Annotated in this window: 11 protein-coding genes and 1 pseudogene; 4 read left to right on the forward strand and 8 right to left on the reverse strand. The window is 74.9% G+C overall.

The window, feature by feature from the left end:
• Positions 1 to 88: 88 nt before the first annotated feature.
• Positions 89 to 1,156: pseudogene (rsgA, locus tag ABTW87_RS27135) on the reverse strand (ribosome small subunit-dependent GTPase A); the annotation flags it as partial.
• Positions 1,157 to 1,326: 170 nt separating this feature from the next.
• On the opposite strand from rsgA, the gene ABTW87_RS27140 reads away from it, so the two are divergent.
• Entirely contained in the window at positions 1,327 to 2,043 is a 717-nt protein-coding gene (locus ABTW87_RS27140; RefSeq protein WP_350653938.1) for a maleylpyruvate isomerase family mycothiol-dependent enzyme, read from the forward strand.
• Positions 2,044 to 2,051: 8 nt separating this feature from the next.
• Entirely contained in the window at positions 2,052 to 2,705 is a 654-nt protein-coding gene (locus ABTW87_RS27145; RefSeq protein ID WP_350653939.1) for an MBL fold metallo-hydrolase, read from the forward strand.
• Between the two features lie 98 nt (positions 2,706 to 2,803).
• Here the strand turns inward: ABTW87_RS27145 and ABTW87_RS27150 are convergent, their stop codons facing one another.
• Both ABTW87_RS27150 and ABTW87_RS27155 read right to left on the reverse strand, forming a co-directional pair.
• Entirely contained in the window at positions 2,804 to 3,409 is a 606-nt protein-coding gene (locus ABTW87_RS27150; RefSeq protein ID WP_350653940.1) for a DedA family protein, read from the reverse strand.
• Positions 3,410 to 3,500: 91 nt separating this feature from the next.
• Complete coding sequence (locus ABTW87_RS27155) at positions 3,501 to 4,193, reverse strand: class I SAM-dependent methyltransferase (RefSeq protein WP_502891654.1); 693 nt, start codon at positions 4,191 to 4,193, stop codon at positions 3,501 to 3,503.
• A 175-nt stretch (positions 4,194 to 4,368) separates the two neighbouring features.
• Between ABTW87_RS27155 and ABTW87_RS27160 the strand changes: the two genes are divergently transcribed.
• Positions 4,369 to 4,572: a cold-shock protein gene (locus ABTW87_RS27160; protein ID WP_350653942.1), complete on the forward strand. Its 204-nt coding sequence runs from the start codon at positions 4,369 to 4,371 to the stop codon at positions 4,570 to 4,572.
• 87 nt (positions 4,573 to 4,659) lie between these two features.
• Here ABTW87_RS27160 and ABTW87_RS27165 read toward each other — a convergent pair whose 3' ends face one another.
• The 3 genes from ABTW87_RS27165 to ABTW87_RS27175 form a co-directional block, all read right to left on the reverse strand.
• Positions 4,660 to 5,529: a hypothetical protein gene (locus ABTW87_RS27165; protein WP_350653943.1), complete on the reverse strand. Its 870-nt coding sequence runs from the start codon at positions 5,527 to 5,529 to the stop codon at positions 4,660 to 4,662.
• A gap of 159 nt (positions 5,530 to 5,688) precedes the next feature.
• Complete coding sequence (locus ABTW87_RS27170) at positions 5,689 to 7,350, reverse strand: CocE/NonD family hydrolase (RefSeq protein WP_350653945.1); 1,662 nt, start codon at positions 7,348 to 7,350, stop codon at positions 5,689 to 5,691.
• A gap of 8 nt (positions 7,351 to 7,358) precedes the next feature.
• On the reverse strand, positions 7,359 to 7,871 hold the full coding sequence (locus ABTW87_RS27175) for a MarR family winged helix-turn-helix transcriptional regulator (RefSeq protein WP_350654002.1): 513 nt from the start codon (positions 7,869 to 7,871) through the stop codon (positions 7,359 to 7,361).
• Positions 7,872 to 8,040: 169 nt separating this feature from the next.
• On the opposite strand from ABTW87_RS27175, the gene ABTW87_RS27180 reads away from it, so the two are divergent.
• Positions 8,041 to 10,137, forward strand: coding sequence for an MMPL family transporter (locus ABTW87_RS27180; protein ID WP_350653946.1), 2,097 nt, complete (start codon positions 8,041 to 8,043; stop codon positions 10,135 to 10,137).
• Here ABTW87_RS27180 and ABTW87_RS27185 read toward each other — a convergent pair.
• Positions 10,127 to 10,975 (reverse strand): lytic transglycosylase domain-containing protein, encoded by an 849-nt coding sequence (locus ABTW87_RS27185; RefSeq protein ID WP_350653947.1) that lies wholly within the window; start codon positions 10,973 to 10,975, stop codon positions 10,127 to 10,129. The two genes, ABTW87_RS27180 and ABTW87_RS27185, sit on opposite strands and share 11 nt — an antisense overlap.
• A 61-nt stretch (positions 10,976 to 11,036) precedes the next feature.
• Complete coding sequence (locus ABTW87_RS27190; RefSeq protein WP_350653948.1) at positions 11,037 to 12,506, reverse strand: DedA family protein; 1,470 nt, start codon at positions 12,504 to 12,506, stop codon at positions 11,037 to 11,039.
• Between the last annotated feature and the right edge of the window lie 18 nt (positions 12,507 to 12,524).

Here is a 12,524-nt window from a genome sequence, read left to right on the forward strand (position 1 = left end):
AAACCCCCCCCCCACCCCCGGGCCCCCCCCGCCCCGCGGCCCCCCGGGGCGCCCCCCGGGCGGCGCCCCGGCCCGCGCGGGGGCCCCGGGGCCCCCCGGGCGGGGCGGGCCCCCCCGCCCGCCGTCGCGCCCCGCGCCAGCCGCCCCGCCGCTCGGCCGCCAACCGGGCGTCGCGGCGCCGCGTCTCGTACGCCACCTCCCGCTGCAGCCGCCGCCAGTTCTCCCACCGGCGGACGGACAGCTCCCCGGACTCCAACGCCTCCCGCACCGCGCACGCCGGCTCACCGTCGTGCGAGCAGTCGCCGTACCGGCACCCGGCGGCGAGCGCGGCGATGTCGGCGAACGCCCGGTCCAGGCCGGCGGAGGCGTCGAGCAGGCCCACCGCGCGTACCCCCGGGGTGTCCAGCACCGCGCCACCACCCGGCACCGGCACCAACGCCCGCCACGTCGTGGTGTGCCGGCCCTTGCCGTCCACCCGCCGGATCGACTGGGTCGGCATCACCACCGCGCCGGCCAGGGCGTTGAGCAGGCTCGACTTTCCCGCGCCGGAGGGGCCGAGCAGACCCAGCGTGCGGCCCGGCGCGACCTCGGCGCGCAGCGGATCGAGGCCCTCGCCACGCTCGGCGCTCACCGGCAGCACCGGCACCCCGGGCGCCACGGCGGCGATCTGCCGCGCCAGCGCGGCCGGGTCGGGGGCCAGGTCGGCCTTGGTCAGCACCACCAGCGGACGGGCGCCCGACTCGTGTGCGAGCGCGAGCAGCCGCTCGATCCGCCCGACGTCGGGCTCCGGGTGCACCGGCTCGACCACCGCCGCGGCGGTGAGGTTCGCGGCCAGCACCTGACCGCTGGCGTCCTTGCCGGCGGTCCGCCGGACCAGCGCCGTACGCCGGGGCAGCACCGCCTCGACCGTGACGTTCCGGTCCGGCCAGGTGGCCAGCAGCACCCAGTCGCCAGCACAGGGCAGGCAGGTCAGGTCGCGGGCGGCGGCGGCCAGCACGCCCCCGCCGAGCGTGGCGCGGACCGGGCCGTCCACGCCGAGAACGGTGCACACGCCCCGGTCGACCCGGGCCACGCGGCCCGGGCGGTGGTCGGTGCCCCGCCGTACTTCGGTCGCCCGGTCGGCGTCCCAGCCGAGGGCGGTCAGGTCGATGGTCATGGCTCCCCACGGATGTCGGTTCGGACTGCTCACGCGTGCTGGAACCGGCACGATCACCACCTCCTCCCGACCTTCCGGTGCCGCGTTGCCGCCGACGGTAGGGCGCGCGGCGGTACGCCGAAAGCCATTTCCCCGGCGACGTGCGAGCGCCCGACCGTTAGGGTCGATACGTGACCTCCGATCCGCTTCTGCTGACCGGCGAGGTGGACGACGCCACTGCCCGCCTGCTGCGCACCTCGGCCGCGTTCGACGACGCGGACCTCGCCGCCCCGTCCCTGTTGCCGGGATGGACGCGGGGGCACGTGCTGGCGCACCTCGCCCGCAACGCCGACGGCTTCGTCAACCTGCTCACGGCCGCCCGCACCGGTGAGCCGATCCCGATGTACGCGAGCCCGGCCGCGCGCGAGGCGGACATCGAGGCGGGCGCTCCCCGCCCGCCCGAGGAGCAGCTGGACGACCTGCGGCGCAGCGCGGACCGCTTCGCCGAGGCGGTGGCGGCGATGCCGGTCGAGGCGTGGGGCGCCACCGTCGAGACGCGGCGCGGGCCCTGGCCGGCCGCGATGCTCGTGTGGGGGCGCCTGCGGGAGCTGGAGGTGCACCACGTCGACCTGGCCGCCGGCTACGGGCCGGCGGACTGGCCGGAGGTGTTCGGCCACCGGCTGCTGCACGAGGTCGCCACCGGTCTGGCCGGGCGTGCCGACGCGCCGCCGATGGTGCTGCGGTTCGACGGCAGCCGGCACGAACTCGTCGTCGGCGACCGCGCGGCCGCTCCGACGGTGACCGGCGCCGCCGCGCAGCTCGCCGCCTGGCTCATCGGCCGCAGCCCGGGCACCGTGCTCACCGTCACCCCCGATGGCCCCCTGCCGACCCCACCGGAATGGATATAGACGACCTCATGACCTACACCGGAGACGTCACGCCCGGCGGCCCGCCGGCCGTCCGCCAGCTCGACCGGCTCACCATCACCAAGGTGTCGGTGGGCCCGATGGACAACAACGCCTACCTGCTGCGCTGCACGGCCACCGGCGACCAGGTGCTGATCGACGCGGCCAACGAGGCGCCGCGGCTGCTCGACCTGGTCGGCGACGCCGGGCTCGCCGCGGTGGTGACCACCCACCAGCACATGGACCACTGGGTGGCGCTTGAGGAGGTGGTGGCCAAGACCGGTGCCCGGGTCCTGGTGCACGCCGAGGACGCGGCCGGGCTGCCGATCGAGGCCGAGACCCTGACCGACGGCGACACCGTGCCGGTCGGCGACTGCGCGCTCGAGGTCATCCACCTGCGCGGGCACACACCGGGCTCTGTCGCCCTGCTCTACCGCGACCCGGCCGGCCCGCCGCACCTGTTCACCGGCGACAGCCTCTTCCCCGGGGGTGTGGGCAACACCGACCAGGACCCGGAGCGCTTCGGCCAGCTCATCGACGACGTGGAGCACCGCCTCTTCGACCGGCTGCCCGACGAGACCTGGTTCTACCCCGGGCACGGCCGGGACAGCACCCTGGGCGCCGAACGTTCCGCTCTCCCCCAGTGGCGGGCCCGCGGCTGGTAAGCCGGTCGAATCGGATCCGAGCCGAGGCCCGGGTCGGCGTCGGGCCCGCACCCGCGGCCGACCCGGTGCCACGTCACCGGCGGCCCCACCCCACGACCTCAGCCGACGGGCAGCAACCGACGGCGGGTCACCGCCAGGACCAGGCCGGCGAGCACGACACCGACCGCCATCGTCACCACCATCGGGCTGGGCGCACCCGGCAGCAGACCGGCGAGCGTCCGGGAGACCGTGCCCAGCGCCAGGTAGAGGCCCGCCCAGGCCGCCGCGCCGAGCGCCGCGCAGACGACGAACCGCCGGTACGACATCCGCAGCCCGCCCGCCGCCAGCGGCAGCAGCGCGTTGAACACGGGCAGGAACGGCGCCACCAGCACCATGCGCCCGCCACCGCGGCGCAGGATCCCCTCCGCCGCCGCCCAGCGCTCCTCGCCGATCCAGCCGCCGAACCGGCTGTGCCGCAGCCGGTTCCCGAAGTGCCGGCCGGCCAGGAAGCTCAGCGACCAGCCGGCCAGGCAGCCGACGACGACGGCGGTGACGGTGGCGAGGCCGGCGGTGGGGCCACCCGCCCCCACCGCCGCGAGGATCGCCACGTCCCCGGGAACCAGCACACCCAGCAGCGGCACGGCGTCGAAGAGCATCACCACCCCGAGCACCCCCATCAGCAGGGTGGTGGGAAGCTCTCCGACCTGGGCCAGCCAATCCGCCATGCCACGTACGGTATTGCCGCTGCTCCGGTCGGGCATCCGGTTTGACCCCCCACCCGCCCCTGGTTCCCGCCTCGGGGTCGCCCCTGAGCCGTCAGCCCGGCCGCAGCACCTGCACGGTGCGTACCGGTGAGTCGGGCGCGGGCTCGGTGGTGGGCACCGGGTAGTCCGCCACGACGGCCAGCGCGCCCGGCGGGACGTGGCCGCGTCCGGGATCGCCGACCAGCACCTCGGCGCCGGCGGACGCCGCGCGGAACAGGAAGGACAGCATCCGGGCCGCGATCGCCCGGTCGTAGAGGACGTCGCCGGCCACCAGCAGGTCCAGTCCGGCCGGTGTGGTGTCGAGCAGGTCCTGCGCGGTCGCCTCGACCGCCACATCGTTGGCCCGGGCGTTGACGGTGACGGCCGCGACGGCGTACGGGTCGGTGTCGGCCGCGGTGACGTGGGCGGCGCCGGCGAGCGCGGCGGCGATCGCGACCACACCGGAGCCGGCGGCCAGGTCGAGCACGCGGCGCCCGGCGACCAGGGCGGGGTTGTCGAGCAGGTACCGGGCGAGGGCCTGCCCGCCGGCCCAGACCGACGCCCAGTACGGCGGCGGCAGTGCGCGCCCGGCCCGCGCTTCCATCCGCGCCCACCAGACGATCGGGTCCTCCGCCAGGTGCAGCCGGACCTCGGGCACGAACGGGGTGGGCACCAGGCGAAGCCGGTCCAGGCCGCGGCCGGGCCGGTCGACCTCCCGTTCGAGGTCGACCAGGGCACGCGCGGATCCGCTCACCCGCGCCAGCATGCCGTACCCGGCGGGACGCCACGCCGTGTTCGACCGGTGCGACTTCGAAGGTTCACCGACTCGCCTGCGGCACTTCGCCCAGCAGATCGGGGTTTGGCCGGTTACTGTCGGGAAGGTACCGGGCGATCATCGGCCCCGCGGTCGACGGTCGCCTGCTCGGAACAGGGAGAGATGAATGGCAACCGGCACCGTCAAGTGGTTCAACGCGGAAAAGGGCTTCGGCTTCATCGAGCAGGACGGCGGAGGGCCGGACGTCTTCGTCCACTACTCGGCGATCTCGATGAGCGGCTACCGGGAACTGAGCGAGGGCCAGAAGGTCGAGTTCGACGTCACCCAGGGCCAGAAGGGCCCGCAGGCGGACAACGTCCGCGCGATGTGACCCGGTCGGGACGCGGCGCCCCGCGCACCGGAACGGGCGCCGGTCCCCGCGGCCTGGGGCGGTCGGGTGACCGGCCGCCCCCACCGGTCACTCGGCCAGGCGCCGGGCCAGTTCGTCCGCCACCTGCTGGGCGAGCGTCGGCGGGATCGCCGCGGCGATCTTCTCCGGGGTGAGCCCGGCCAGGACGCCCTGGATGATCGCCGGCTCGTCGACCACGTCGGCGCCGGCCAGGCCGGACAGCACCGGCGCGACCACCAGGGCGGCCAGGTTGGCCTTGATCGACTCGCCGATCGATCCCGGTCCGGTGTAGGCCAGATCGCGGTACGGCCTGCCGTTGGCCGCCACCCACAACGCGTCGTAGATGCCACGTGCGGTCGCCGAACGCACCTTGTCGAGGTCTTCGCTTGTGAGCGGCATGTCGCCCTCCAGGAGTCCGATGCTGGTGAGGTAGCGGCGGAACAGGGGGGTCTGGTCCCGGCCCGCCTTGATCGAGTCGCGGAAGAAGCTGAAGTGGGTGTGCCACAGGTGGGAGCTGTCGCCGCTGCTGCGCCGCCCGAGCCGGTCCCACCGCCGGACCGTCCGACCGTCCGCGCTGTAGATGATCTCGCGGATGTCCCGGGTGTCCGGGGCCCTGGCGACGCACTGCTCCACACACCAGACCGAGAAGGTCCGCAGGGTGTGGGCGCGGCCGCCGGAGGCGACCTCGAAGAGGCCGACGTCGAGCGCGGCCGCGTCGAGGGTCAGGCCGGCCGAGTCCCGGGGTGACTCGACCACCGAGTAGTCGTTGGCGACCACCCGGTCGGAGCCGCAGTGGTAGCCACCCCGGTGGTTGGCGTCGCCGACGATGCCGACCTCGGCCGGTTCGAGGTCCGATCCGCGTACGGTGTTCGGGTCGACGTTGAGATGGGCGAGGAGCAGGCCGCGCACGGCCAGCAGGGTCTCCGGGGCCCGCGTCATGGGTCCCCCTTCCGGGAGGTCGTGGCCGGGCACGACGGTGACACCGCGTACGCGGTGTGGGGGCCTCACGAGCGAGCCCGGTCGAGGTGCGCACAGCGCCGGGCGTAGCCCAACCATAACCCCCTCGGCGAACAAACGCCCAGTTCAGAGCGGCACCGTTTACCGTGGAGACGACCCCGGGCCCTCGTGGACGGTGGGCAGGAACACAGCGGACGGATGCGCCGGATCATGCAAGATCTCTCGCCATCCGGCACGCAGAGTGACCGCCGTGCCGAGGGGTTCACCGGTGCCCGGGTTGCGTGCGTACCGGGGGTGCGCGCCCCCGGAGACCTGCACGCGCAGCCGATGCCCGGGCGCGAACCGGTGGGCCGCCGGCCACAGGTCCACACTCACCCGCGCGGCACCGGTCGCGTCGGCGGGGAACGCGTCCGGGGTGACCCGGACGAGACCGTCGCACACGTTCCAGGACCGCCCTCGGATGTCCACGTCGCACAGTCGCACGAAGACGTCGAGGTGCGGCAGGTCGCTTCGGACGAACACGGTGGCCCGGACCGGCCCGACGATCTCCACCGGCTCCGCCAGCGCGGCGCTGGTGAAGGTGCGCACGTCGGGACGCGCCTCGACGGGCCGGTTGTCGACCGGTCCCGCGCGTTGGGCCACGAGCAGCGGGCCGCCCAGCGACGGGGTGGGGTCGGCCGGGTCGTACCAGAACCCGTCCGGGTCCGACTCCGGCGGCGGCGTGGTGTCCAGCCGCCCGCGCGGGTGCAGGTGCCAGGCGGCCGGCGTCGCCGGCGGGGGCCAGTCCGGCAGCTCCCGCCAGCCGCCGCCGGCGCCGCCGACGTGCACCCGGACCGGGGCGCGGGGCGGGGCGGGGTGACCGCCCAGGTGTTCGTCGAGCCAGTCGAGCCCGTCGCGCAGCGCGGCGACGAACAGTCCGGGGCTGCCGTGCGTCCACGGCCCGACGGTGAGCCGGGGTGCGGCCCCGGCGGCGCGCAGGGCCACGAAGTCGCGCAGTTGCGCGGGCAGGAAGATGTCGTGCCAGCCGCTGATCATGGCCACCGGTGCGCGGACCTCCGCGAGACGGTCGCCGAAGACCCGATTCCGCCAGTACCGCGCGTCGGGGGTGTGGTGACGCAGCCACTCCTGGAAGAAGGGCACGGTCACACCGGTGGCCACCCGGTCCGCCTCGGCCAGCGGCAGGTGGGCCAACGCGGCGGCGAGACGGGGTTGGCCCCGCTTGAGCTCCCACTGCCGGGCCAGCCACGGCACGGTCTGCGCCTGGAGCAGCTCGGCCCAGGTGAGCACCGTGTCCAGGGCGAAGGACTCACCCGCGTACGTCGAGTCGCGGGTGCCGGAGGCGGTCACCACCGCGACCATCGCGCGCAGCTCGTCTCCCGCGTCGGCGGCCAGTGCCCACTGGACGAAGCCCTGGTAGCTGGCGCCGAACATGCCGAAAGCGCCGGTCCACCACGGCTGGCGGCGCAGCCAGTCGAGGGTGTCCAGCCCGTCCTCGCGCTCGTGCACGAGCGGGTCGAACGCCCCGCCGGAGCCGCCGGTGCCCCGGCAGGACTGGATCACCACGTGCTGGCCCCGCTCGGCGGCCAGCCGGCCGAGCAGGCGCATCGGCCCGCCCCGCCCGTACGGGGTGCGGATCAACACGGTGGGCGCGTCCGGCAGGCCGGGCGCGTAATGGTCGGTGCGCAGCGGCACCCCGTCGCGGACCCGGACCGGTATGTCGCGGGTCACGGTGACCCGGCGGGTGCGGGGCGGCGGCAGGCTCAGCACGGCCGTCGCCAACCGGGTCGCCAGGGCCGGCAGCATGGTGGGACTCAGCCGTCCGCGGGGCGCGGGTCGGGACGGGCGGCCCGGACGGCGTCGCGGTGCTCCCGGAGGGTCGCCCCCATCGCGGCGACGAACCGGTGGACGGTCTCCAGCTCGTCGTCGGTGAACTCGGCCATCACCGCGTCGGTGCGGCGGCCGAGCGGCCGGAAGAACTCCATGGCGACGGTGGCGCCCCGGTCGGCGTAGTGCAGCAGGACCTTGCGCCGGTCGGTGGCGTCGCGGTCGCGGCGGATGTGGCCGGCCCGCTCCAACCGGTCGATCAGGGCGGTCACCGATCCGGAGGAGAGATTGAGCTGTTCCCCGAGGCGGCCCGGCGTGATCGGGTCGCCCTGCAGTTCGGCGTCCATGACGGCGATCAGGGCCTGCAGGTCGGTCGCTCCCAGGCCATGCAGGTTGGCGAAGGCGTGGCCGACGTGCTGGGCGTCCACCGCGTACCGCCGGAGGTTGTTGGTGATCTCCGCGGCCAGCTGGTCGCGCCGGGTGTCGCGCCGCCGGTACATGCCGTGAGCTGCCACGTCCCGCTACTTCTCCTCGTTGTCGCCTGCGGTTGCAGCATATCTGAACAGTCGATAATCTCGGTTGTCGAGATACTCGATGGCCAGGATATTCGCGCGTGCGAAGAACTCGGGCGTCGCAGCAGGTCTTCCCGTCCAGCCCCGTGAGGAAACGATGTCCCTCTTCACCCAGGTCGCCCGGGGCCGGTGGGCCGCATGGCTCACCCTGGTCGCCGCGATCGTCCTCGGCGCCGCGATCTTCGGGCTGCCCAGGCCCGACAACCCCGCTCCGGTCTCGGCCACCGGGCTGTCCGAACGGTGGCAGTCCACCCAGGTGGAGCGGCTGCAGGAGGAGCTGCCGTCCAGCGAGGTCCAGCCGGCCATCGTCGTCGTCAGCCGCGCCGACGGCGGGGCGCTCACCGCCGCCGACCGGGAGGCGGTCGCCGGCCGGTCCGGCGAGCTGAGCCGGTTCGCGGTCGGCGGCCGGGTCCCGCCCCCGCAGGTCTCTCCGGACGGCACCGTCGCGCTGGTCGCCGTGCCGCTGTCCACCGCCGGCGGGCAGGAGCGCGTCGTCGAAGCCGTCGACGAGGTGCGCGGCGCGCTGGCCGACCCCCCGCCCGGGCTCACCGTCGACGTGACCGGTGCGCCGGCGTTCACCGCCGACCTGACCAAGGTCTTCGACGGCGCCGACGTCACGCTGCTGGCGGTGACCGCCGGGGTGGTGGCGCTGCTGCTGCTGATCACCTACCGCAGCCCGTTCCTGTGGATCGTGCCGCTTGTCGTCGTCGCGGCGACCGAGCAGCTGACCCTGCGTGCCATCGAGACGATCGTCCCGGCGGTCGGCATCAACCTGCAGACCGGGGCCGTCACCGGCATCGCCAGCGTGCTCGTCTTCGGCGCCGCCACCAACTACGCCCTGCTGCTCATCGCCCGCTACCGGGAGGAGCTGCGCCGCGAGACGGACCGGTTCCTGGCCATGCGCGCGGCGCTGCGCCGCACCGCGGAACCCATCCTGGCCAGCGGCTCGACCGTCGTCCTGGGCGTCCTCACCCTGCTGCTGTCGGAGCAGGAGACCAACCGGGCGCTCGCCGTCGCCTGTGCCACCGGCATCGTCCTGGCGATGCTGTCGGCGCTGCTCGTGCTCCCCGCCGCTCTGGTGCTCCTCGGCCGGGGCCTGTTCTGGCCCTTCATCCCCCGCGTCGGCAGCGCCGCCCGGGAGGGCCGGCTGTGGGGGCGGCTCGGCGCCGCCGTCGTCCGCCGCCCGGCGGCCGTCGCCGTCCTGGCCACCCTGCTGCTGGCCGGTCTCGCCCTCGGCGGCCTAAGCATCCGCACCGGCCTGTCGGAGACCGAGCAGTTCCGGGTGCAGCCGGAGGCGGTCGCCGGGGCGCAGACCCTGGCGCAGGCGTTCCCCGCCGGGACGACCCAGCCGGTCGCCGTGCTCACCAACCCGGCGGCGGCCGGCGCGGTCACCGAGGCCGCGACCGCGGTGCCGGGTGTCGCGTCGGCCCGGCCGGGCAGCGCCGGCGAGACCGTCGCCCAGATCGACGTGGTGCTGGAGTCCGAGCCGGGCACGGCCGCGTCCGACCGGGCGGTGGCGGCGCTGCGCGAGGCGGTCGCCGCCGTCCCCGGCTCGGCCCCGCCCGCCGTGAACGGCGTCGGCCCGTTCGCCGGGGCCGTGGTGGGCGGCACGGTCGCCGCCACCTACGACTCCGACGAGGCCAACGCGGAGGACCTGCGACTGATCCTGCCGATCATCCTGCTGCTCGTCGCCGCCGTGCTGGTGCTGCTGCTGCGCGGGCTGCTCGCCCCGGTGCTGCTGGTGCTCACCGTGATCGCGTCGTACTTCGCCAGCCTCGGAGCGGCGTGGCTGCTCTTCGAGCACGTCCTGGGCTTCCCCGCGCTGGACAGCGGCGTCATCCTGCTCGCGTTCGTGTTCCTGGTGGCCCTCGGCGTGGACTACAACATCTTCCTCGTCACCCGCGCCCGCGAGGACGCCCGGCGCACGGGCACGCGCGACGGGATGCTCTCCGCGTTGCGGGTCACCGGCGGGGTCATCACCAGCGCCGGCGTGCTGCTCGCCGCCGTCTTCGCCGTCCTCGGCGTGCTCCCGCTGATCCTGCTGACCCAGATCGGGATCATCGTCTGCATCGGTGTCCTGCTCGACACCCTGCTCGTGCGGACGGTGCTGGTGCCGGCACTGGCGTTCCTGCTCGGCGACCGGTTCTGGTGGCCCGGCCGGGTCCACCGCGAACCCGGGCCGGTCAGTACGTGAGGCAGACGCACTCGGTCATCAGGGCGCGGACGTTGCGCACGTACCGGGGGTTGGGGATGGTGAGCGGCTCCCCCTCCCGGGCGACCGCGCCGTGCCCGTAGTTGTACCCCGCGATCACCGCGTTGAGCAGGCACGAGTTCAGCTCGGTGGTGCACAGGGCGGCGTCGAGCCGGTAGTCGGACTCGAAGTACATGTCGCCGATGTACTTCGTCAGCCAGGCCAGGTAGTTCGCGCCGAGGTACGCGTTGTCGCGGTAGTCGCGCACGTCGTAGCTCTGCCCGAACCGCTGGTTCATCCACTCGGCGGTCGCCGGCATCACCTGCATCAGGCCGATGCCGCCGTCGCAGGCGATGATGTCCGACTGCCAGCCGCTCTCCTGCCAGGCCGTCGCCTTCACCAGGTCCAGCGGGATCCGGATGTCCGGCGCGGAGGTCGGCCAGTAGGTCCTCGCCGCCGCGTCGGCAAGCGCCGACTTCACCTGTGCCCGCGAGGCGCGGGTCCCCTCGTAGTGGGGCGTGCAGGCCGTCGACGACGGCTTCGGCGGCGCCGGCGGGACCTGCGTCTCCTTCGGCGGTCGGGCCGCCGCTCGTGGGGCGGTGGCCCGGGTCGGCTTGGGCTTCGCCCGTGAACTGGGTGAGGCGCTGGGACGCGGTGCCGCCCCCATCGACTGCCGGGCGGACGGCGTGGCCGTCGCGGCCGGCTCCTGCGGCGCGGTCGTCGCCGCGGTCGTCGCCCCGGCCGGGGCGGCGACGGGCTCCACGGCGTCCCGCGCGCAGCCGGCCAACCCGGTCACCAGGACGACCGAGATCACCGCCGCGCACACCGGACGTCTGTCCATATCGGCCCCTCTCCCCGTGCCCGCCGCACGGTAGCAGGCACCGAGGCCGGCCGCCGCCCCGTCACACGCCGGCGACGTCCTGCGGGGGCCGCGGAACCGGGTCGGTCTCCGCCGCTCCCGGCAGGTCCACCGCGCCCCGGTCCCGGGCGTCCTGACCCCCGGCGCTCTGGTCCGCGACGTCCTGATCCCCGGCGACCACGGCCCGGTCCCGGGTCACCCACGCCACCATGAACACCGCCGTCCAGGCGACGCCCAGCAACGCGCCGGTCAGGGCGCTGCTGGCACTGCTCAGGCCCAGGTAGAGACGGGCGCCGCCGAGCCCGACCACGCCCGCGGCAGCGACCGTCCACGCCGCCACCGCGACCGGCCAGCGCGCACCCCGGGAAAGCAGCCACGCGAGGGTGCACAGGCTCGCGGTGACCACTGCGGTCTGGGTCGGGAACAGCACCGGTGGGCCCGCCTGATCCGGCCCGGCCACGTCGGCGGCGACCGCCAGCACCACCAGCGGCACGAACGCGCCGGCGGTGCCCAGGACGCTGAGCAGATCGGCCTGCCACGGCCGCTGCCGCCAGGCGACCACCGCGGCCACCAGCGCCACCGCCACGATCAGCACCGGCGCGCGCAGCACCGAGACCACCGCCAGTGTCACGTCGACGGCCTCCGGCGTACGACGGGCGGCGAACCAGTCGGCGATCGCGCCGTCGATCACCGCCAGCCCGCTGTGCCGGACCACCAGGTCGAGCAACCAGGCCACCGCGATCCCGGCCACGAACAGCAGCAGCAGTCCGGCGGCCAGGTTCAGCAACAGCGTCCAACCCGGCCCGATGTGCATGGCGAGCAGGAAGAACAGCACCCCGTACCGGCCGGAGAGCCAGCTCACCGGCGGCAGCGCGCCGGCCCGAGCCAGCAGCGACCGCACCGGATCCGGGTTGCGGCCCAGCCAGCGCCCGGCCAGCAGCACCGCGACCACCGCCCCGAGCAGCACCAGCACCGCGCCGGTGGCCCGGCCGAGCAGGTGCGACACCTTCTCGTACGACTCCCCGGCCAGGTTGCCGGCGATCACCGAGCCACCCACCCAGGTCATCACCCCACCGAGGTTCCACGGCGCGAACCGCCGGTACGGCATCCCGGCGGCGCCGGCCAGCCGGGGTACCAGGGTGCGGGCGAAGGCCACCCAGCGGGCGGTGAACACCCCCCGGCCGCCCACCTTCCCGAGGAGCGCGTCGGCCCGCCGCCACCGGTGCGGCCCGACCCGGGCACCGAAGCGGCTGGCCCGCAGCCGGGGCCCGTACCGGCGGCCGGCGCGGAAGGCGAGTGTGTCCCCGATCACCGCTGCGGCCACCATCACCAGCAGCGCCGGGCCGAGCCGTAACGTCCCCGCGTACGCTAGAAAGCCAACCAGCAGCAAGGTCGCCTCGCCCGGCACCAGCAGTCCGAAGATCACGGCGGTCTCCGCCATGACGATCAGGGCGGCGACCAGGTAGATGAGCAGGGGCGGCAGACCCTGCAGCGCGGTCAGCAGGTCGTGCACGTGGCCCCCATGAACACG

This window comes from Micromonospora sp. NPDC126480, from assembly GCF_040302465.1.
Taxonomy (GTDB): Bacteria; Actinomycetota; Actinomycetes; order Mycobacteriales; family Micromonosporaceae; genus Micromonospora.

What these genes read in the sequence shown, in the direction of transcription:
- ABTW87_RS27145 (WP_350653939.1), top strand. Translation starts at nt 2,052, where the DNA reads ATGACCTACACCGGAGACGTCACGCCCGGCGGCCCGCCGGCCGTCCGC.
- ABTW87_RS27160 (WP_350653942.1), top strand. Translation starts at nt 4,369, where the DNA reads ATGGCAACCGGCACCGTCAAGTGGTTCAACGCGGAAAAGGGCTTCGGC.
- ABTW87_RS27170 (WP_350653945.1), bottom strand. Translation starts at nt 7,350, where the DNA reads ATGCTGCCGGCCCTGGCGACCCGGTTGGCGACGGCCGTGCTGAGCCTG.
- ABTW87_RS27180 (WP_350653946.1), top strand. Translation starts at nt 8,041, where the DNA reads ATGTCCCTCTTCACCCAGGTCGCCCGGGGCCGGTGGGCCGCATGGCTC.
- ABTW87_RS27175 (WP_350654002.1), bottom strand. Translation starts at nt 7,871, where the DNA reads ATGTACCGGCGGCGCGACACCCGGCGCGACCAGCTGGCCGCGGAGATC.
- ABTW87_RS27150 (WP_350653940.1), bottom strand. Translation starts at nt 3,409, where the DNA reads ATGGCGGATTGGCTGGCCCAGGTCGGAGAGCTTCCCACCACCCTGCTG.
- ABTW87_RS27155 (WP_502891654.1), bottom strand. Translation starts at nt 4,193, where the DNA reads ATGCTGGCGCGGGTGAGCGGATCCGCGCGTGCCCTGGTCGACCTCGAA.
- ABTW87_RS27185 (WP_350653947.1), bottom strand. Translation starts at nt 10,975, where the DNA reads ATGGACAGACGTCCGGTGTGCGCGGCGGTGATCTCGGTCGTCCTGGTG.
- ABTW87_RS27165 (WP_350653943.1), bottom strand. Translation starts at nt 5,529, where the DNA reads ATGACGCGGGCCCCGGAGACCCTGCTGGCCGTGCGCGGCCTGCTCCTC.